This is a genomic window from Flavobacterium pectinovorum, from assembly GCF_022802975.1.
Taxonomy (GTDB): domain Bacteria; phylum Bacteroidota; class Bacteroidia; order Flavobacteriales; family Flavobacteriaceae; genus Flavobacterium; species Flavobacterium pectinovorum_B.
The window spans coordinates 308,620-328,589 of the sequence record NZ_JAFEVZ010000005.1 but is presented as its reverse complement, the minus strand read 5'-3'; the positions used below and the strand labels follow the sequence as shown (position 1 = coordinate 328,589).

General features: G+C 31.8%; 19 protein-coding genes. 16 read left to right on the top strand and 3 right to left on the bottom strand.

What is annotated here, in order from left to right:
• Nucleotides 1-8: 8 nt before the first annotated feature.
• From FLV_RS09915 to ligA, 3 genes are all read left to right on the top strand, one after another.
• Complete coding sequence (locus FLV_RS09915) at nt 9-941, top strand: type IX secretion system membrane protein PorP/SprF (protein ID WP_243233399.1); 933 nt, start codon at nt 9-11, stop codon at nt 939-941.
• A 12-nt stretch (nt 942-953) separates the two neighbouring features.
• Nucleotides 954-2,888, top strand: coding sequence for an OmpA family protein (locus tag FLV_RS09910; RefSeq protein ID WP_243233396.1), 1,935 nt, complete (start codon nt 954-956; stop codon nt 2,886-2,888).
• A 249-nt stretch (nt 2,889-3,137) separates the two neighbouring features.
• The gene (gene ligA, locus FLV_RS09905; RefSeq protein ID WP_243233393.1) at nt 3,138-5,144 is read left to right on the top strand and encodes an NAD-dependent DNA ligase LigA; all 2,007 of its coding nucleotides are present in this window, start codon (nt 3,138-3,140) and stop codon (nt 5,142-5,144) included.
• 659 nt (nt 5,145-5,803) lie between these two features.
• Here the strand turns inward: ligA and FLV_RS09900 are convergent.
• Together FLV_RS09900 and FLV_RS09895 are read right to left on the bottom strand one after the other, a co-directional pair.
• Entirely contained in the window at nt 5,804-6,715 is a 912-nt protein-coding gene (locus FLV_RS09900; protein ID WP_243233391.1) for a bifunctional metallophosphatase/5'-nucleotidase, read from the bottom strand.
• Between the two features lie 53 nt (nt 6,716-6,768).
• Nucleotides 6,769-7,548 (bottom strand): 5'-nucleotidase C-terminal domain-containing protein, encoded by a 780-nt coding sequence (locus tag FLV_RS09895; protein ID WP_243233389.1) that lies wholly within the window; start codon nt 7,546-7,548, stop codon nt 6,769-6,771.
• 47 nt (nt 7,549-7,595) lie between these two features.
• Between FLV_RS09895 and FLV_RS09890 the strand changes: the two genes are divergently transcribed.
• The 13 genes from FLV_RS09890 (at nt 7,596) to FLV_RS09830 (ending at nt 19,453) form a co-directional block, all read left to right on the top strand.
• On the top strand, nt 7,596-7,898 hold the full coding sequence (locus FLV_RS09890) for a DUF6913 domain-containing protein (protein ID WP_243233376.1): 303 nt from the start codon (nt 7,596-7,598) through the stop codon (nt 7,896-7,898).
• Nucleotides 7,891-8,109: a DUF6913 domain-containing protein gene (locus FLV_RS09885; RefSeq protein ID WP_243233374.1), complete on the top strand. Its 219-nt coding sequence runs from the start codon at nt 7,891-7,893 to the stop codon at nt 8,107-8,109. The genes FLV_RS09890 and FLV_RS09885 overlap by 8 nt, the downstream gene beginning before the upstream one ends.
• A gap of 16 nt (nt 8,110-8,125) precedes the next feature.
• Nucleotides 8,126-9,007 (top strand): 4-hydroxy-tetrahydrodipicolinate synthase, encoded by an 882-nt coding sequence (dapA, locus tag FLV_RS09880; RefSeq protein ID WP_243233372.1) that lies wholly within the window; start codon nt 8,126-8,128, stop codon nt 9,005-9,007.
• 135 nt (nt 9,008-9,142) lie between these two features.
• Complete coding sequence (locus FLV_RS09875; protein WP_243233369.1) at nt 9,143-9,937, top strand: outer membrane protein assembly factor BamD; 795 nt, start codon at nt 9,143-9,145, stop codon at nt 9,935-9,937.
• 8 nt (nt 9,938-9,945) lie between these two features.
• Nucleotides 9,946-10,263, top strand: a complete 318-nt coding sequence (locus FLV_RS09870) for a DNA-directed RNA polymerase subunit omega (protein ID WP_007807938.1) — start codon at nt 9,946-9,948, stop codon at nt 10,261-10,263.
• 11 nt (nt 10,264-10,274) lie between these two features.
• Nucleotides 10,275-11,486 (top strand): bifunctional phosphopantothenoylcysteine decarboxylase/phosphopantothenate--cysteine ligase CoaBC, encoded by a 1,212-nt coding sequence (coaBC, locus tag FLV_RS09865; RefSeq protein WP_243233367.1) that lies wholly within the window; start codon nt 10,275-10,277, stop codon nt 11,484-11,486.
• Complete coding sequence (locus FLV_RS09860; protein WP_243233364.1) at nt 11,479-12,363, top strand: DUF4835 family protein; 885 nt, start codon at nt 11,479-11,481, stop codon at nt 12,361-12,363. Before coaBC ends, FLV_RS09860 begins: the two co-directional genes overlap by 8 nt.
• A 49-nt stretch (nt 12,364-12,412) precedes the next feature.
• Nucleotides 12,413-14,065: a DNA repair protein RecN gene (gene recN / locus FLV_RS09855; protein WP_243233361.1), complete on the top strand. Its 1,653-nt coding sequence runs from the start codon at nt 12,413-12,415 to the stop codon at nt 14,063-14,065.
• Between the two features lie 105 nt (nt 14,066-14,170).
• Nucleotides 14,171-15,361 carry an enoyl-ACP reductase FabV gene (gene fabV / locus FLV_RS09850; protein WP_243233360.1) on the top strand — a complete coding sequence of 397 codons (1,191 nt, stop codon included), beginning with the start codon at nt 14,171-14,173 and terminating at the stop codon, nt 15,359-15,361.
• A 126-nt stretch (nt 15,362-15,487) separates the two neighbouring features.
• On the top strand, nt 15,488-16,486 hold the full coding sequence (locus tag FLV_RS09845) for a glycosyltransferase (RefSeq protein ID WP_243233359.1): 999 nt from the start codon (nt 15,488-15,490) through the stop codon (nt 16,484-16,486).
• 1 nt (nt 16,487) lies between these two features.
• Nucleotides 16,488-17,084, top strand: a complete 597-nt coding sequence (gene coaE, locus FLV_RS09840; RefSeq protein WP_243233358.1) for a dephospho-CoA kinase — start codon at nt 16,488-16,490, stop codon at nt 17,082-17,084.
• 59 nt (nt 17,085-17,143) lie between these two features.
• The gene (locus tag FLV_RS09835) at nt 17,144-18,730 is read left to right on the top strand and encodes a sensor histidine kinase (RefSeq protein WP_243233356.1); all 1,587 of its coding nucleotides are present in this window, start codon (nt 17,144-17,146) and stop codon (nt 18,728-18,730) included.
• Between the two features lie 3 nt (nt 18,731-18,733).
• Nucleotides 18,734-19,453 (top strand): response regulator transcription factor, encoded by a 720-nt coding sequence (locus FLV_RS09830; protein WP_223683044.1) that lies wholly within the window; start codon nt 18,734-18,736, stop codon nt 19,451-19,453.
• Between the two features lie 67 nt (nt 19,454-19,520).
• On the opposite strand, the gene FLV_RS09825 is transcribed toward FLV_RS09830, so the two are convergent.
• On the bottom strand, nt 19,521-19,937 hold the full coding sequence (locus FLV_RS09825; RefSeq protein ID WP_243233355.1) for an OsmC family protein: 417 nt from the start codon (nt 19,935-19,937) through the stop codon (nt 19,521-19,523).
• Nucleotides 19,938-19,970: the final 33 nt, after the last annotated feature.

Sequence of the window (19,970 nt, the reverse complement as noted above, 5' to 3'; positions counted from 1 at the left end):
GTATCGTTATGAAACTATATATAAAATCATTAGAAACGTATTTAATATTAATATGTTCTATCATCACATTTAGTGCAAATGCACAACAGGATCCGGAATACACACAATATATGTATAATACTATGGCGGTAAATCCGGCTTATGCCGGGTCTACCGGTGTTTTAGAAGCGACACTTTTACATCGTTCACAATGGATAGGAATTTCAGGTGCACCGGAAACACAATCATTTTCGATTCATACGCCGCTTCGAAATGAAAAGGTTGGTTTAGGATTAAGTGTTGTTAATGATAAAATTGGTCCATCAAGCGAATTATACCTTGACGGAAATTTTTCATATTCTTTGGCATTAGGCTATGAAAAAAGATTGGCTTTTGGTTTAAAAGCCGGTATGCGAATGCTTAATATAGACTGGACTAAGGGTAGATACTACGATCCTAATGATGTTTTGTTAAATCAAAATATTGACAATCAGATGAAATTAGCCGTTGGAGCAGGGGTTTATTATTATACTGATAAATGGTATTTAGGTTTTTCAATTCCGAGCTTTATCGAAAATGATTATTATGATGATGTTCAGGAATCTATAAACTACGATCGTTTACACTATTATTTAATGGGAGGATATGTGTTTGATTTGAATCCGAATTTAAAATTTAAACCTGCATTTTTAGTAAAAGCAGTTAGTGGAGCACCGCTTACTGCAGATGTTTCCGCAAACTTTATGCTTTATGAAAAATTTGTTATAGGAGGCGCTTATCGTACAGATGATTCTGTAAGCATTCTGGCAGGTTTTCAAATATCGAAAAGCTTTTATCTCGGATATGCTTTTGATTATACAGTAAGCGAATTGAATAAATACAATGATGGTACGCATGAAATCATCCTGAAATATCAGTTTAACAAAAATCAAAGCAAAATCAAATCACCAAGATTCTTCTAAAAAATAAACCTTATGAAAAAACTATATATCCTAAGTCTGGTTTTGAGCTTTACGGTTTGTTTTGCTCAGACTAATTTAAAGAAGGCCGATGCGTTGTTTAAAAATTATTCATATACTGATGCTTCAAAAGCATACGAAGAAATTTTACAAAACATCAAAAAACCTTCGACACAAACAATCAAAAATGCCGCCGACTCGTATTATTTTATTTCCGATTCAAGAAACGCACTTAAATGGTACAGAAAGTTATATGAAGTACAAGGAAATAATCTGACTGATATCTATTATCTGCGTTACATTCAATCGATGAAAGCTGTCATGGATTATGATGAAGCAAACAGGGTTACAAAAGAATATCTGGACAAAAAAGGTGATAAAAATGAGATCAACAGATATGTGACTCAAAAAAATCAAATGGATAGTCTTGCTAAAGTAAAATCGCTTTACGAAATAAAAAATCTGGATATCAATACCAGTAAATCTGACTTTGGAGCAACATTTTTTCAGGATAAAATTGTTTTTACTTCGGCAAGAGACACAACAAAATTTAGTGAAAAACTATATACATGGAACAATCAGCCTTTCCTTAATTTATATGTTTCCGAAAGAAATCAGGCAGATGGAAGTTTATTTAACGAAACAGTATTTTTGCCAAACGTAATGACTAAATACCACGAAGCAACTGCCACTTTTGATACCAGCGGAAGAACAATTTATTATTCGACTAACATCGTTAAAAAAAATAAATTGGTTATAGACGAAACAAAAACCAATAATTTTCAAATTATAAAAGGGGCTATTGTCGACAATAAGTTAGAAAATCCGCAAAAAGTATTTTTCAACAGCGACGAATATTCTGTTGGGCATCCTTCCTTAAGTGAAGACGGGCAATGGCTTTTCTTTGCCTCAGATATGCCGGGAGGATATGGTGAAACCGATTTGTATTATGTAAAAATCGCCGCTGACGGTACCATGAGTTCTCCTGTAAATTTAGGCCCAAAAATTAATACTATTGGTAACGATCTTTTTCCGTTTTTTAGCAACGGAGTACTTTATTTTTCTTCTGATGGGCATTACGGATGGGGAGATCTGGATGTTTACGAAAGCAAATTTTTATCTGATGGAAGTTTTTCAGATCCAAAGAATCTTGGAGCTCCAATAAACAGTAACAAGGATGATTTTGCTTTTATAATTGATAAAACAGCCCGTTTTGGTTATTTGTCTTCTAATAGAGAAGGAGGAAAAGGAGATGACGATATTTATTCTTTTACAAAAGGCATTCCGGTTTGTAATCAGACTATTTCAGGAATTGCTGTAGATCGTAAAACAAAACTACCTCTCGCAGATGTTACCATTATGGGATATAATTCTTTTAATGATATTTTGGGTGAAACAAAAACAAATTTTGAAGGCAAATACGCATTAACTGTCCCATGTAGTAAAACAGTCAAAATGATTGCGGCAAAGCCAAATTATGCCAGTGACGAAAAAACTGCAGAGACTACAAAGGAAAACGGTGGCGAGATTCCAGATGTTAATTTTGAACTCAGTAATTATGATGATTTGGTGGTAAAGAAAAAAGGTGTTGAAAAAGTAGACGTAAAACCAATTTATTTTGATTACGATAAATATGATATCACGCCTTTGGCTATTGAAGAATTGTCAAAAGTGGTTTTTATCATGCAAAAATTCCCTAACATCCGTATTAAAATTGAATCACATACAGACTCCCGAGGAAAAGATTCTTATAACCTTAAACTTTCTGATAACAGGGCAAAATCAACTCGTGATTATATTATTTCGCAAAATATTGATGCTTCAAGAATCGAAAGTGCGATTGGTTATGGCGAAAGCCGATTAATAAATAAATGTAAAAATGGTGTAAAATGTACAGAAGAAGAACATCTTTTAAACAGACGTTCAGATTTTATCATTATTCAGAAATAATAGGTTGGTTAGTTTAGTAGATTGTTGATTATCAAATTTAAAGTGTAAAACTTAAAACCGTTTGGAAGCTGGTTTTGTTTAATTCTTTTTTTAAGAATAATGGACAAGAAGAAAATCAAGTTGCATTTTTTTGCAGCTTGATTTTTGATTTTTCAAAACTTTTAGGTTTTAATATTTTACAATAAAAAATAATCCTAATTTTGAGACTCGGTTTTTATACATTATAATCAGCATTATTTTTAATATTTTATGAGTATTCAAGAGACAATTCAGACTTTACGAAACGATCTTAATCAACACAATTACAATTATTATGTACTTGATAACGCTACAATTTCTGATTATGATTTTGATGTAAAACTAAAAGAACTTCAGGATTTAGAAAACAAGCATCCTGAGTTTTTTGATGAGCATTCGCCAACGCAGCGAGTTGGGGGAACGGTTACCAAAAACTTTAAAACAATTCCTCATCAGTTCAGAATGTATTCTTTGGATAACTCTTATTCGAAAGAAGATTTAGTAGACTGGGAAAACCGTATTCAGAGAGTTCTCGGGAACGTTGATTTACAATATACATGTGAGTTAAAATATGATGGAGCATCCATCAGTATTACTTACGAAAACGGAAAATTGGTTCAGGCTTTAACCCGTGGCGATGGTTTTCAGGGAGATGAGGTTACAAATAACATCAAAACAATTCGATCAATTCCGTTACAATTAAAAGGGAATTATCCGGATAAATTTGATATTAGAGGAGAAATCATCCTGCCTTTAAAAGGTTTTGAAAAAATGAATCAGGAGTTAATTGAAATTGGAGAAGCTCCCTATTCAAATCCTAGAAATACAGCTTCCGGAAGTTTAAAATTACAGGATAGTGCTGAGGTTGCCAAACGCCCTTTAGAGTGTTTATTATATTCGGTAACAAGTAATAATTTGCCTTTTTCTTCACAAATAGAAGGATTACAATCAGCGAGAGATTGGGGATTTAAAGTGCCAATTGAAGCAAAATTAGCCGGTAATATGCAGGAAGTTTTCGACTTTATTGATTATTGGGATGTACATCGTCACCAGTTGCCTTATGAAACGGATGGTGTGGTTGTAAAAGTAAACAGTTTCCGTCATCAGGAAGAATTAGGTTATACAGCAAAATCACCTCGTTGGGCAATCGCATATAAATTTAAAGCAGAGCAGGTTTCGACTAAGCTGAAATCTATTTCGTATCAGGTTGGACGTACTGGAGCTATTACTCCGGTGGCAAATTTAGAACCGGTACAGCTGGCAGGAACAATTGTAAAAAGAGCTTCTTTGCATAATGCCGACCAAATCGAAAAATTAGATATTCGAATAAATGATACGGTTTTTGTAGAAAAAGGAGGTGAAATTATTCCAAAAATTATCGCAGTAGATTTAGAACAACGCCCTGAAAATTCAGAAGTAACAAAATACATTACACATTGTCCGGAATGTGAGACAGAATTAGTTCGAAACGAAGGTGAAGCAAATCATTATTGTCCAAATTTTTACGGCTGCCCTCCACAGATTATCGGCAGAATCCAGCATTATATTTCGAGAAAAGCGATGGATATTGAAGGGCTTGGCGGAGAAACAGTCGCCTTGCTTTTTAAAAATGATTTGGTTCACAATTATGCCGATTTGTATGAATTAAAAGTAGAAGATATCTTGCATCTGGAAAGAATGGCGCAAAAATCGGCTGAAAACTTGGTAAAAGGTGTTGAAAAATCTAAAGAAATTCCATTCGAAAGCGTTCTGTTTGCACTAGGAATTCGTTTTGTGGGAGAAACTGTAGCTAAAAAATTAGCCAAACATTATAAAAACATTGAAGCATTGAGTCAGGCTTCGCTGATGGAATTAATTTTAGTGGATGAAATTGGAGAACGAATTGCCAAAAGTGTAATTGAATTTTTCGAGAATGAAGAAAATAAAAAAATAATTAAGCGCTTAAAAAGTTACGGGGTTCAATTTGAGATAGTTGAAAAAATAAATCCGAATGCTACTGAAAAATTCGTTGGAAAAACATTTGTTGTTTCAGGCGTTTTTACTCAGTTTTCAAGAGATGAACTAAAGAAAACGATCGAAGATAACGGCGGAAAAGTAGGAAGCTCTATTTCTGCAAAAACAGATTTTGTTGTTGCGGGAGATAATATGGGACCGGCAAAATTAGAAAAAGCAAACAAATTAAATATTCCGATCCTATCAGAGGAAGAATTTATAACTAAACTGAATGAAAGCAAGTAGACCTTCATTAATTTTATATTCAACTGCATTTTTTTTTACAATTCTGTTTGATATTCTTCAATACGATTATCTTACAGTTTGCATGAAATCAATTGTGATCCCTTCTGTTTTCTTTTATTTTTATTCGTCAAATAATTTTAAAATTGATAAAACTCAAATTTTAATTTTTTCATTGTGTTTTATTGGTGAAGTTTTTCATCTTATGGATGTAGAGATTTCTACTTTGGGTTCTATGATATGCTTTTTGTTTGTTTACTTACTTTTTATCAAAAAAATTATCACGGACTATGAAAAAATCAAACTTAAAAGAAACGACATATTACCGGTTATTATAGTAATCTTGATAATTATATATTTATTGTTTTCTGTTTTAAGTTTGCAGTTTGATAAAATGGAAGAGTTTCATTTTTTATATGGACTTTACGGTATTACATTAAGTGTTTTAGGGTTAATATGCTACGCAAATTATATAACCAGAGGAAGTTATGTTACTTTACTGATGACATTAATGGTAACCTGTTATATAATTTCTGATATCTTTTTTATTTTTAATGAATACTTTTCCTACTCTTTAGTTTTAATTCTAATTCGGGATATTACACAAATCCTGGCGTACTTTTTTATGGCAAAATTCTTTATAGTTTCAAATAAAAAGAGGGTTAAACAATAATTGATTTAGCCTGATTAGTATGTGATTTATTTTTGTCGAAATAAAAATCGATTCGACCTAAATTTATTCCGTAACATCCTACCTGATTTACCAGAACGTTTTCGCCTGCTTTGTTTTTTACAATAGTAGGCTTATCTAAAAAAGTGTGGGTATGTCCGCCAATGATTAAATCAATATCCTGAGTTAATTCTGCTAATTTCAAATCACATATTTTTGTAGTATCATCTTTGTATTTATAACCCAAATGCGAAAGACAGATTACAAGATCGCATTTTTCTTCTTTTTTTAGTAATTGAGTCATGTCCTGAGCAATTTCTACCGGATTATTATAAAGGGTTTCCTTGTACATTTTTTTGTCAACCAGTCCTTCAAGCTCTATTCCTAAACCAAAAACGCCAACTTTTATTCCGTTTTTATTGAAAATTTTATAGGGTTTCACAAGTCCGTTCATGACTGTATTTTTAAAATCATAATTCGAACAGATAAATTCAAAACTGGCGTGTGGCATTTGTGCATACAATCCGTCAACACCATTATCAAAATCATGGTTTCCAATTGTAGAAGCATCATATTTCATCATGCTCATTAACTTAAATTCGAGTTCGCCTCCATAATAATTAAAATAAGGAGTTCCCTGAAAAATATCACCTGCATCTAATAAAAGTACATTTGGATTCTCTTTTCGAATAGTTTCAATTAGTGCAGCACGACGTGATACTCCGCCTTTGTTAGGATTGCGGGGATCATCTTCCGGAAAAGGATCTATATGGCTGTGCACATCATTAGTATGCAGAACGGTTAGATGTTTTATATCGTTTGTTTCAAAACTGCTCAATGATAGACCTAAACTTAATAGGGCAGTACTTGCAGCTGTTTTTTCGATAAATTCTCTTCTTTTCATGGTGTATGTTATTTGCGAAAACGCCTGTATTTTATTTTGGATTCAAGTCTGATTTATTCTTCTGTGATTCGGATATCTTTTGGAATCGGAATCGTATCCACTTCTTTAAAATAATCGATCAGTACATTTCGAAGTTTATAATTCAAATCATATTTCTGAATAGCTTTTAAGAAAAAGTTCATGTTGTCACCACCATTTGCCAGATAATCATTTGTAGCAACATAGTATGTTTTATTGATATCAAGGGTTTTTCCTTCAATAAGAATATTTTTAGCGGTATTGTCTTTTGCAATTGTAAAACTCATTCCTGACAAAGGATGAGGTTTCTTTTCTTTTATTATATACGCAGTCATTTCAAGAATCTGATCTCCTTTTAAAGCCAGTACTACCAAATTATTTTCAAAAGGCATAATTTCAAAAGCGGTTCTTGTCGTTACATTTCCTTTAGGTAAAATAGCTCTGATTCCACCATGATTTAAGAAGCATAAATTGATGTCTTTTTTTTCACGCATTTTAAAAACCTGATTTCCTTTTTGCAGACAAACATCAGCCATTAAATTCCCAATATTAGTTTGCCATTTTCCGGTACTTTTGTCGAGAGTTTCCGGGCAATAAGCCAATATGCTGTCTAAGTCTTTATTAATATGATCGCGAAAGGGTTTGATAAAATTTTCAATTTCAGGAGTTTGACTGTCTTTTTCAGTAACAGGGAGCTGTTTGCCTTCAATCTTTGTTAAATTGTAGTTTTTCTTGCTGCATGAAAATACAAAAAAAAGTGTTAAGAATATAACAAAAAGTTTTAAAAATCCGTTATACTTTTTTAGTTTTACCATCTTAAATGCGACTTAAATAATTAATTTTGTAATCTGGTAAAAGTAGTATGTTTTTAAATTATTTGAAGGATTTTTTTATAAAAAAAACATTAAAAAATAATTTACTTAATGTAAAAAACGAATTCTTTACCAGTAATATACAAACAATTGGCTTATTGATAGATGAGAGTGATTTCAGGCATTCAAAAGAGCTTATAAAAGAACTGGTTTCAAACGGAATTGCTTCTGAAAAAATTAAAATTGTTGTGTACAGGAATAAATTTAAGGATAAAAAAGAATACTTGTTTCAAACTTTTGGAAAAAAACATGTAGATTGGAACGGGGGTGTTAAAAACGCCTTTTTTGACTGAATTTATTGAAACAGAATTTGATCTTTTGATTAGTTATTATGATGTTCAAAAACCAATTTTGAAACTGATTACGAATCAATCAAAAGCTAAGTTTAAGGTTGGATTTGCATCAATCGATAAAAATATGAATCGTTGGATGATAAATACAGCTTTAGTAGATTATAAACTTTTCGTTTTCGAATTGTTTAAGTATTTAAGAAGTATAAAATAAAAATATAATTTAGAATATGCAATCATTAATAGGAACAGGTGTTGCCCTTGTTACTCCGTTTAAAAAAGATTTTTCAATTGATATCGAAGCTTTACACCGAATTGTTAATTTTTCGATTGATGGAGGAGTTGAGTATCTTGTTGTTATGGGAACAACCGCAGAAAATGCGACTTTAACACAAGCCGAAAAAGAATTAGTTATTACTACAGTTGCTGAAGTTAATAACGGAAGATTGCCTTTGGTTCTTGGAGTTGGAGGTAATAATACTATGCAGGTTGTAGAAGAATTAAAAACCAGAGATTTTTCGGCATTTGAAGCTATTCTTTCTGTCTCGCCTTATTATAATAAACCAACACAAGAAGGAATTTATCAACATTTTAAAGCCATTGCAGAAGCTTCTCCAGTTCCGGTAATTTTGTACAATGTTCCGGGCAGAACTTCAAGTAATATGCTGCCTTCAACGGTTATTCGTTTGGCAAATGAATTTGAAAATGTAGTAGCAATAAAAGAAGCAGCAGGGGATATGGCTCAGGCTTTGCAATTGATTAAGAATGCACCAAAAGATTTTCTGGTAATTTCAGGAGATGATATGATTGCTTTGCCGATAGTTTTGGCTGGTGGAGCAGGAGTAATCTCTGTTATTGGGCAAGGTTTTCCAAAGGAATTTTCAGAAATGATAAGATTAGGGTTGAACAGAAAAGTAAATGAAGCTTTCAAAACACAATATTTTTTATCAGATTGTATTGATATGATTTTTGAACAGGGTAATCCTGCCGGAATCAAACATGTGTTTCAGTCACTTGGAATTGCAGATAACACAGTCCGCTTGCCATTAGTTTCAGTTGATGAGTCACTTGCAGAACGTTTGGATAAATTTGTGAAAACAGCATTAAAATAGAATAAAAATACCTGTGTTTTATTATACTAAAAAATATTTTGTAGTAGCTAAATTAATAACTAAATTTGCCACCGAAACTTCGGTGTGATTTTGCTTTGGCATAATTGTCTAAGAAATCATAATAAAAGTAAGAAAATGAAAAAAATAGTATCGCTGTTAATTGTTGTTGTCCTTTTTTGTTCTTGTAGTGATTACCAAAAAGCATTAAAAAATGAAGATGTTGCGGCAAAGTTTGAAATTGCAACAAAGATGTATGAAGCAGGGAAGTATAATAAAGCAATCAGACTTTTTGAACAGTTAGCACCAACATACAGAGGGAAACCTCAGGCAGAAAAGCTGTTTTACATGTTTTCTCAGTCTTATTATAAAACAAAACAATATTATTTAGCGGGTTATCAGTTTGAAAGTTTTGTCTCGGGATACCCAAGAAGTGAAAAAGTTCAGGAAGCTGCTTTTTTAGGTGCTTTCAGTTATTCAAAATTGGCTCCTGTTTATAGTTTAGATCAGACAGATACGGTTAAAGCATTGGATAAATTACAGGCTTTTATTGATAATTATCCAAATTCAGAATACATTGTTCAGGCAAATGAAGCTGTAAAGATATTAAGCGGAAAACTTGAGAAAAAAGCGTATGAAAATGCTAAGGGTTACAATACAATTTCAGATTATAAATCAGCATTAATTGCTTTTGATAATTTTATTGCAGATTATCCGGGAACTCCTTTTAAAGAAGACGCATTATTTTATAAATACGATTCGGCATATCAATTGGCGATAAACAGTATTCCTCAAAAAATGGAGGAGCGTTTAAATGTTGCAAAAGTGGCTTATAATAACTTAGTTAAGTTTAAAAGCGACACAAAATACAAAAAACAGGCAGACGAAATGAATGCCAGAGTTGAAACAGATTTACAAAAATTTACTAAATAAATAAAGTCATGGATTTAAAAAAGACGAATGCTCCTGTAAATACAATAACTTATAATAAAACAGTTATTGAAGAGCCAACAGGAAATGTGTATGAGGCAATTACCATTATGGCTAAAAGAGCAAACCAAATTAATTCTGAAATTAAAAAAGAATTAACTGAAAAATTAGAAGAGTTTGCTACTTACAATGACAGTCTTGAAGAAGTTTTTGAAAATAAAGAACAAATTGAGGTTTCTAAATTTTACGAAAAATTACCTAAACCACACGCTTTAGCTGTTCAGGAATGGTTAGACGGTAAAACTTACCACAGAGGTTCAAACAAATAATAGTACAATCAATGTCAGTTTTAAACGGAAAAAAAATTTTACTGGGTATTTCCGGTGGAATTGCAGCGTATAAAACAGCTTCATTAGTACGACTTTTTATAAAAGCAGGTGCACATGTCCAGGTGATCATGACACCTGCTTCTAAGGATTTTGTAACTCCACTTACGTTATCTACCTTATCAAAAAATCCTGTACACTCCAGTTTCTTTAATGAAGACGATCAGGATGCTGTCTGGAACAATCACGTTGATCTGGCACTTTGGGCAGATTTGATGTTAATTGCTCCGGCAACTGCCAATACGTTATCTAAAATGGTAACAGGGAACAGTGATAATCTTTTAGTAGCAACTTATTTATCGGCTAAATGTCCTGTTTATTTTGCTCCGGCAATGGATTTGGATATGTATAAACATCCTTCTACTTTATCTAGTTTTGCTACATTAAAACAGTTTGGAAACGTCATGATTCCGGCTGAAAATGGAGAACTTGCAAGTGGTTTGTCAGGCGAAGGTCGAATGGCAGAACCTGAAAATATAATTGCTTTTTTAGAAGCAGATTTAGAAAGTAAATTACCTCTTAAAGGGAAAAAAATTCTAATTACAGCAGGTCCTACATACGAAGCAATAGATCCTGTGCGTTTTATTGGAAATCATTCTTCAGGAAAAATGGGGTTTGATATTGCAAAAGAAGCCGCTAATTTGGGCGCGTCTGTTGTATTGATTTCCGGACCTACAAATTTAAAGGTAAAAAACTCGTTGATTGAGGTCGTTAATGTGGTTTCTGCACAAGAAATGTATGATGCCTGTCATTTGTATTTTGATAATGTTGATGTGGCAATTGCAGCTGCAGCGGTGGCAGATTATAGACCAAAAGTAATTGCTGTTCAGAAAATTAAGAAAGCCGATGATGAGTTTTCGATTGAACTCGAAAAGACAAAAGATATTTTAGCCTCATTAGGAAAAATTAAAAAAAGTCAGTTTTTAATTGGTTTTGCTTTGGAAACTGAAAATGAAATTGAAAATGCCAAGTTGAAAATCCAGAAAAAAAACTTAGATTTGATTGTTTTAAATTCGTTGCAGGATAAAGGAGCAGGTTTTCAACAACCAACTAATAAAGTTACTTTTATAGATAAGGAATTTAAAATTGAACCAATGGATTTAAAATCTAAAGAATCTGTTGCTGTTGATATTTTAAATAAAGTTAGAGAGCATTTTTATGTATAAATTAGTTACTTTTTTAGCATTTTTATTTTTTGGTTTTGCACAGGCACAACAGTTAAACTGTACAGTTACAATAAATACAGAAAGACTGCCAAATCCAAATCTCCAGGTTTATAAAACGCTACAGACATCATTGTCTGAATTTGTTAATAAAACAGATTGGACAGGATCTGTTCTTAAACAAAATGAACGTATTAATTGTTCTATGTATATTACGATTTCTTCTCATAATTCTGATCAGTTTTCAGGAACTATACAAGTGCAATCTTCAAGATTAATTTATAATTCAACGTATTCTTCTCCTGTTTTTAATTTTAACGACAAAGATTTTAACTTCAGGTATACAGAATATGAACCTTTATTGTATAATCCAACCACGTTTGAGTCTAATTTAGTATCGGTAATATCTTTTTACAGTTATATGATTTTAGGAATGGACGGCGATACATTTCAGTTTGCTGGTGGAAATACTTATTTTGAAACTGCTCAAAATATTGCAAATGTTGCACAGCAAGGAGGTTTTAAAGGATGGACTCAGGCAGACGGACTTCAAAATCGTTATTTTTTGATAAATGATATGGTCGCTCCTATTTATTCAGATTTAAGACAAACAACTTTTCTTTATTATTCAGGTTTAGATATTATGAATCAGGATTTAAAAGGAGGAAAAGAGAAAATAAAATCTTCCTTAATATTGATTGGTAAATTGAATTCGGTTAAGCCAAATGCCTTTTTGACAAGAGTGTTTTTTGATGCGAAATCGGATGAGATAGTTTCTGTTTTTTCAGGAGGTCCAAGCATTACAATTACTGATTTAGTGGAAAACCTAAATAGGGTTTCGCCATTGAATTCTACAAAATGGTCTCAAATTAAATATTAATTGAGCTTTTACCAATTCACACTTCAATAATTTTACTATTTAAAGCTATATGATTACTTCGTTGTCAATTAAAAATTATGCATTAATTGAAAAACTTTCTATAGATTTTTCAAAAGGATTTTCTATAATCACTGGAGAAACAGGAGCGGGTAAATCAATTATTTTAGGAGCTTTAGGATTGGTTTTAGGAAAAAGAGCAGACTTGAGTTCTCTTAAAAATAAAGAAGAAAAATGTGTAATTGAAGCACAGTTTGAAATTTCAAAATACAATCTGAAAGCATTTTTTGAAGCAAATGACCTTGATTATGAAGAAGAAACCATTATCAGGCGTGAAATTCTTCCTTCGGGGAAATCACGTGCTTTTATTAATGATAGTCCGGTAAATCTTCAGGAATTGCAAGATTTGAGTCTGTTTTTGATTGATATTCATTCACAGCAGCAAACGCAGGAACTTTCAGACGAAGGGGTTCAGTTTAAAATAATTGATGCAATTGCTCAAAATTCAGAAATTATAGATTCTTATCAAAAATTACTGAAATTGTATAAATCAGATAAATCAAAATTAAATGCATTGCTTAAAAAACAAAGTGATGCAGGTAAGGAGCAGGAATACAATACTTTTTTATTGAGTGAACTGGTTACTGCAAAATTAAAATCAGGGGAGCAGGAAGAGCTGGAAGCTGATTTTGAAATGCTGAATAATGTTGAGATTATCAAAGAATCCATTGATAAATCATTGGTAATTGCAAATGAAGAACAATTTGGTGTTTTTCATAATTTGAATGAAATTAAGGCTTCCTTACAGAAAATTGCTGCTTTTTCACCAGAGTACCAGGGTTTATTTGACAGAATCACAAGCGTAACAATAGAATTTGATGATGTATCGAAAGAGTTGCAAAATGCTTCGGAAAAATTATTAAATGATCCTGAGAAATTAGAGCTGACTAATCAGAAATTGCAGTTGATTCATAATTTACAGAAAAAACATCAGGTTATAACTGTAGATGAATTATTGCAGATTCAGTCAAATCTGGAAAATTCAGTTTTGGAATTAGGAAATATTGAAGAAGAAATAACAGTTTTATCAAAATCGATTGAACAAAAAACAGAAGAATTGAATGTTCTTTCTGTAAAAATTCATCATAACAGGCAAGAAGCAATTCCGGTTTTATCGAAACAGTTGATTTCGATATTGGAAACGTTAGGAATGCCAAATGTTCGATTTAAAATGGAGCTTACGGCATCTGAAACTTATTTTCAAAATGGAAAAGACGAATTACAATTTTTATTTTCTGCCAATAAAGGAACTGATTTTGGCTTATTAAAAAAAGTGGCTTCAGGTGGAGAAATGTCACGTATAATGCTGGCGGTAAAAGCAATCTTAGCGCAATATTCTAAATTGCCAACTTTAATTTTTGACGAAATAGATACAGGTGTTTCCGGTGAAATTGCTGTTAGAATGGGAGAAATTATGAAAGAGATGAGTGCTAAAATGCAAATATTCGCTATCACACATTTACCTCAGATTGCGGCTAAAGGTGACTCTCATTTTAAAGTGTTCAAATCGACAACAAATGACGATACTCAATCAGAATTAAAGCTTTTGGCTCAGGACGAAAGAGTTATAGAAATTGCTCAAATGTTGTCAGGAGCTGTGGTCTCTGATTCGGCTTTAAATCATGCCAAAGCCTTGTTGAACTAAAGAAATACTTTATATTTGTCATCTTAAAAACTAATTAAACAAACGTAAATAAGTTAATTGATTGTCTGAATTGGCGATTCTTAATTAACGAAAAACAAAGACAGTATGATCATAGAACCTAGAATGAGAGGCTTTATTTGCTTGACAGCCCACCCAAAGGGAGCAGAGCAGAATGTTAAAAATCAAATTGAATATATAAAATCAAAAGGTGCTATCGCCGGAGCTAAAAAAGTACTGGTAATTGGTGCTTCAACAGGTTTTGGTTTGGCTTCAAGAATTACAAGTGCTTTTGGATCTGATGCAGCTACAATTGGAGTATTCTTTGAAAAACCTCCGGTTGAAGGTAAAACGGCTTCACCAGGATGGTATAACTCTGCAGCTTTTGAAACTGAGGCTCATAAAGCAGGATTATATGCAAAAAGTATCAATGGAGATGCCTTTTCAAATGAAATAAAAAGAGAAACTTTAGATTTGATAAAAGCTGATTTAGGTCAGGTAGATCTTGTAATTTACAGTTTGGCTTCGCCGGTACGTACAAATCCGAATACAGGTATTTTGCACCGTTCTACTTTAAAACCAATTGGACAGACTTTTACAAACAAAACAGTTGACTTTCATACCGGAAAAGTATCAGAAGTTTCAATAGCTCCCGCTAATGAGGAAGATGTTGACAATACAGTTGCAGTAATGGGAGGAGAAGACTGGGCTATGTGGATCGATGCTCTTAAGGCTGAAAATTTATTGGCTGATGGTGCTGTAACGGTTGCTTATTCCTATATTGGGCCATCCTTGACAGAAGCAGTGTATCGTAAAGGTACAATTGGACGTGCAAAAGATCATTTGGAGGAAACAGCCTTTACTATTACTGATAGTTTGAATTCAATAGGAGGTAAGGCTTATGTTTCTGTAAACAAAGCATTGGTTACACAGGCAAGTTCAGCAATTCCGGTTATTCCTTTATATATTTCTCTTTTATATAAAATTATGAAAGAAGAAGGGATTCATGAAGGGTGTATAGAGCAAATTCAGCGCTTATTTCAGGATAGATTATATAATGGCTCTGAAGTTCCTGTGGATGAAAAAGGAAGAATCAGAATTGATGACTGGGAAATGCGTGATGATGTTCAGGCAAAAGTAGCTGCATTATGGATTGAAGCAACTACCGAAAACTTACCAGAAATTGGAGATTTAGCAGGATATAAAAATGACTTCTTAAATCTTTTCGGATTTGCATTTGACGGAGTAGATTATAATGCTGAAGCAAATGAACTTGTTCAGGTAGAAAGTATAAAATAATTTATTTAAATCATTATAAATGAAAACCATCAACCCTAAGTTGATGGTTTTTTTATGAATATAACTTATCTTTGCACGAAATTTTAAATTCATAAAAATCACCTTCTTAATAACGCATATTTTACTATGATTTTTTCTTTAATTATACCTGTGTATAATCGACCGGATGAAGTGGATGAACTTTTAGAAAGTTTATCAAAATCCGATTATAATGAAGCTTTTGAAATTGTACTTGTTGAAGACGGATCGTCAAACCCCTGTAAAAACATTGTTATGAATTATCAGGGAAAACTCAATATATCTTACTATTTTAAACAGAATTCAGGTCCTGGTGATTCAAGAAATTTCGGAATGCAAAAAGCGGTAGGAAACTATTTTATTATTTTTGATTCTGATTGTATAATTCCGTCTAATTATTTAACAGAGGTACGAAAAGAATTAGATAGAGAATATGTCGATTGTTTTGGAGGTCCGGACAAAGCTTTGGATAGTTTTTCGGATATACAGAAAGCAATTAATTTTGCAATGACTTCTTTTTTGACGACAGGTGGAATTCGTGGTGGTTCTGAGAAAATTGGTAAGTTTCAGCCAAGAAGTTTTAATATGGGAATTTCAAAAAAAGCTTTTGAAGCATCAAACGGTTTTGGTAATATTCATCCCGGAGAAGATCCTGATTTATCGATTAGATTATGGAATTTAGGTTTTGAAACAAGATTGTTTCCTGCAGCGTTTGTTTATCATAAACGCAGAATTGACTGGGAGAAATTTTCGATTCAGGTAAATAAATTTGGTAAGGCAAGACCAATACTAAATAGTTGGTATCCGGAGCATAATAAATTAACTTTTTTCTTTCCTACATTCTTTATGTTGGGATTATTATTAGCTTTTTTATTGTTAATTTTTAATTTTGATCTTTTATTACAAATATATTTTGTATATTTCGTTATAATTTTTCTTACATCTAGCATTAGTAATAAGAGTGTTAAAATTGGATATCTTTCAGTAATTGCTGTTTGGAAACAATTTTATGGATACGGAACAGGCTTTTTAGAATCTTTTGTAAAAATCATTCTTTTGAAAAGAAAACCTCAGGAAGCTTTTCCTCGTATGTTTTTTAAAATATAATATGACAAAAATTATTGGTTTGACCGGTGGAATAGGAAGCGGAAAAACGACGATTGCAAATTATTTTAAAGAGATGGGGGTGCCTGTCTATATTGCTGATGATGAGGCAAAAAAAATAATGCAATCAAAATCTGTAATTGAAGAAATTAAATCGGTTTTTGGCGAATTTGTATTTGATGATAAAATTCTTAACAGGGCAAAATTAGCAGAAATTGTTTTTAATGATAGTGAAAAACTCAATCAGTTAAATGCAATTGTACATCCTGCAGTCAAAAAAGACTTTGAAATATGGCTGCAAAAAAAACAAGATTATGGCTTTGTGATTTATGAGGCGGCAATTTTGTTTGAAAGTGGCAGGTATAAAGATTGTGATATTGTTATAACGGTCACTGCGCCTGAAGAAGTAAGAATTGAAAGAGTTATAAAACGTGACAAAACAAGCAGAGAACAGGTGTTAAGCAGGATGAAAATGCAGTGGAAAGACGAAGAACGTGTCTCTAAGAGTGATTTTATTATTTTTAATCATAATCTTAAAATAGCAAAAGAAGAAGTTGTTAAAATTCTTAAAATTTTAAATATTAAACAAAATCAGTCTTAAATGTTAATATTTGGTTAATGTATTATTTAGTATATTGTTAAAATATTAATTTTGTCTCGATGAATAAATTATTTTTTAGAATACTTGTTTTGCTAATGAGTTTGTCCTTAATTGGGATAATTCTGGTTCAGGTATATTGGTTTAATTCGTCATTTGAGAATAATGACGAACAGTTTAAATATCATGTAACGCAGGTAATCGGCAATGTTTCTGACAAACTAGAACAACAAGAAGAGTACAGCTTTTATGATAAAATCAATCATATAAAAGACAGTACAGGTAAAATTCCTCAAAAAGAAGATTTGTTAGAAATTTTGTTTGTTCAAAGAAATACGAAAACAAATAAAACAATCGTTTATAAAAACAGTATTACTTCTGAAAAGTACGATATTAATGGATCTGTATTTAATAAAAAATTCAGCTCAGATGGATTTAAAAGTTTTAGTTCCAAAAGACTAACAGAGGTTTACAATAATAATAGTATTATAGATAATTCGGTTTTAAATCAAAGTACAATTCCGGATAAAAAAATAGAAATAGACGGAAATTTAGATATTTTAAATAAAGCTCAATTGCAAATTTCATATAAAGATTATGCTTCTGCATTGCCTATAGATGAAAGGATTACAAAAGAAAAATTACGTAGTATTTTAAAAAAGGAGCTTGAAGAACATGGTGTAAAAACCAAATTCGAATTCGGAATTTATAGTAATGGCAGCCCAACGAAGATAAAATCAGAAGGTTTTCATTTCGATAAAGATGCAACTTATAATATTCCTGTTTTTGCAGATAATGAGGGAAATAGTAAATATGAGTTATCTGTTACTTTTCCGAACAAAAAGAAATTTTTATTGTCGCAGTTGGTAAGTATTACGATACTTTCTATAATTTTTACCCTGATTATCATAATTGCTTATACCAGTGCTTTAAATCAATTAATTCGTCAAAAGCAAATATCTGAAATTAAGACAGATTTCATAAATAATATGACGCATGAGTTTAAAACTCCAATAGCTACAATAAACTTGGCTCTTGACGCAATTCGAAATCCCAAAATTATAGAAGACAAGGAAAAAGTATATCGTTATCTTCAAATGATTAGAGATGAAAATAAAAGGATGCATGCCCAGGTTGAAAATGTGCTTCGAATTTCTAAATTGGAGAAAAAAGAACTTGATATCAGTAAAGAGCCTACTGTAATTCATGATATTATTGAAGATGCAATTGAACATGTTAATTTGATTTTAGAAGACAAACAAGGTACAATTGTAAAGCATTATGATGCGGCAAGAACAACTTGTCTGGTTAACGAAGTACATTTTACAAATGTATTGGTCAATATATTAGAGAATGCTATAAAATATTCGCCTAATGTTCCTGAGATAGAGGTTTTTACAGAGAATATCAAAGATATGATTCTGATAAAAATAAAAGACAACGGGTTAGGAATGAGTAAGGTGGCTCAAAAAAGAGTTTTTGAGAAATTTTACAGAGAACATACTGGAGATTTACATAATGTAAAAGGACATGGTTTGGGGCTTGCTTATGTAAAAAGAATTGTTGAAGATCATAATGGTCAGGTTTATGTAGAAAGTGAAAAGGGAAAAGGTAGTACCTTCATAATAAAAATACCACTAATAAATTAAAATATGGAAAATATTAATAAAAGAATACTTTTAGTAGAAGATGACCTTAATTTTGGTGCAGTTCTTAAAGATTATTTAATGCTAAACGACTTCGAAGTTACTTTGGCAAAAAATGGTATGGAAGGTTTCGAAAAATTTAAGAAGGATGTCTATGATTTATGCATTCTTGATGTAATGATGCCTTATAAAGATGGTTATACTTTAGCAAAAGAAATCAGAGAAAAAAATAGTGAAGTGCCGATTATTTTTTTAACAGCAAAATCAATGAAAGAGGATGTTTTAAAAGGATACAAAGCAGGTGCTGATGATTATCTAAATAAACCTTTTGATTCTGAAGTTTTATTGATGAAAATTAAAGCTATTATTCAAAGAAAATCATCTGATACAAAAGCGGAGCAAGTTCAATTTGAATTTAATATAGGTAAATTTCATTTAAATTCTAAACTAAGGTTTTTAACTTTTCAAGATGAGGAACCAATTAAATTATCTCCAAAAGAGAATGAATTGCTAAAAATGCTGATTTTGCATGAGAATGATTTAATGCCAAGAGAATTAGCCTTGACAAAAATTTGGAGAGACGATAATTACTTTACTTCAAGAAGTATGGATGTTTACATTGCTAAACTTAGAAAATATCTAAAAGCTGATGAGGATGTTGAAATTTTAAACATTCACGGTGAAGGTTTTAGGTTAGTAGTTAAAAGCAAAGCAGTATCTGAATAAGTTAAAAAAGCTCCGAGTAATCGGAGCTTTTTTTTATGGAAAATGATAAGATGTTAATTTAGGATTTCTAAATTAAATTAACGCCTAACGTAATTTCTGTTTTTAATAATTTTGAAATTGGACAAATTTCTTTTGCTTTGGTTGCGATTTCGGTGAATTTTTCTGCTGTTATAGAAGGTACTTTTCCTTTTAGTTCTAAATGAATTAAAGTGATAGATCCGTCTTCGAATGTAACTGTAGCTTCAGTCGATAAGTCGTCGGCAACAAATCCTTCTTCATTTAATAAGAAGCTTAATTGCATTGTGAAACAGCCTGAATGAGCGGCAGCAATAAGTTCTTCGGGATTAGTTCCAACTCCTTCCGCAAATCTTGTTTTAAAGGATAATTGTGCATTATTTAGCGTTGTACTTTGTGAACTTATAGTCCCGGTTCCTTCCATACCGGTTCCTTTCCAGTTGGCATTTGCTTTTCTTGTAAATTTCATCGTTTGTTTGTTGTTAGAATTAATAAATTTGAT

Coding starts and splice junctions, on each gene's coding strand:
- FLV_RS09915 (WP_243233399.1), top strand. CDS start 9: ATGAAACTATATATAAAATCATTAGAAACGTATTTAATATTAATATGT.
- FLV_RS09910 (WP_243233396.1), top strand. CDS start 954: ATGAAAAAACTATATATCCTAAGTCTGGTTTTGAGCTTTACGGTTTGT.
- ligA (WP_243233393.1), top strand. CDS start 3,138: ATGAGTATTCAAGAGACAATTCAGACTTTACGAAACGATCTTAATCAA.
- FLV_RS09900 (WP_243233391.1), bottom strand. CDS start 6,715: ATGAAAAGAAGAGAATTTATCGAAAAAACAGCTGCAAGTACTGCCCTA.
- FLV_RS09895 (WP_243233389.1), bottom strand. CDS start 7,548: ATGGTAAAACTAAAAAAGTATAACGGATTTTTAAAACTTTTTGTTATA.
- FLV_RS09890 (WP_243233376.1), top strand. CDS start 7,596: ATGTTTTTAAATTATTTGAAGGATTTTTTTATAAAAAAAACATTAAAA.
- dapA (WP_243233372.1), top strand. CDS start 8,126: ATGCAATCATTAATAGGAACAGGTGTTGCCCTTGTTACTCCGTTTAAA.
- FLV_RS09875 (WP_243233369.1), top strand. CDS start 9,143: ATGAAAAAAATAGTATCGCTGTTAATTGTTGTTGTCCTTTTTTGTTCT.
- FLV_RS09870 (WP_007807938.1), top strand. CDS start 9,946: ATGGATTTAAAAAAGACGAATGCTCCTGTAAATACAATAACTTATAAT.
- coaBC (WP_243233367.1), top strand. CDS start 10,275: ATGTCAGTTTTAAACGGAAAAAAAATTTTACTGGGTATTTCCGGTGGA.
- FLV_RS09860 (WP_243233364.1), top strand. CDS start 11,479: ATGTATAAATTAGTTACTTTTTTAGCATTTTTATTTTTTGGTTTTGCA.
- recN (WP_243233361.1), top strand. CDS start 12,413: ATGATTACTTCGTTGTCAATTAAAAATTATGCATTAATTGAAAAACTT.
- fabV (WP_243233360.1), top strand. CDS start 14,171: ATGATCATAGAACCTAGAATGAGAGGCTTTATTTGCTTGACAGCCCAC.
- FLV_RS09845 (WP_243233359.1), top strand. CDS start 15,488: ATGATTTTTTCTTTAATTATACCTGTGTATAATCGACCGGATGAAGTG.
- coaE (WP_243233358.1), top strand. CDS start 16,488: ATGACAAAAATTATTGGTTTGACCGGTGGAATAGGAAGCGGAAAAACG.
- FLV_RS09835 (WP_243233356.1), top strand. CDS start 17,144: ATGAATAAATTATTTTTTAGAATACTTGTTTTGCTAATGAGTTTGTCC.
- FLV_RS09830 (WP_223683044.1), top strand. CDS start 18,734: ATGGAAAATATTAATAAAAGAATACTTTTAGTAGAAGATGACCTTAAT.
- FLV_RS09825 (WP_243233355.1), bottom strand. CDS start 19,937: ATGAAATTTACAAGAAAAGCAAATGCCAACTGGAAAGGAACCGGTATG.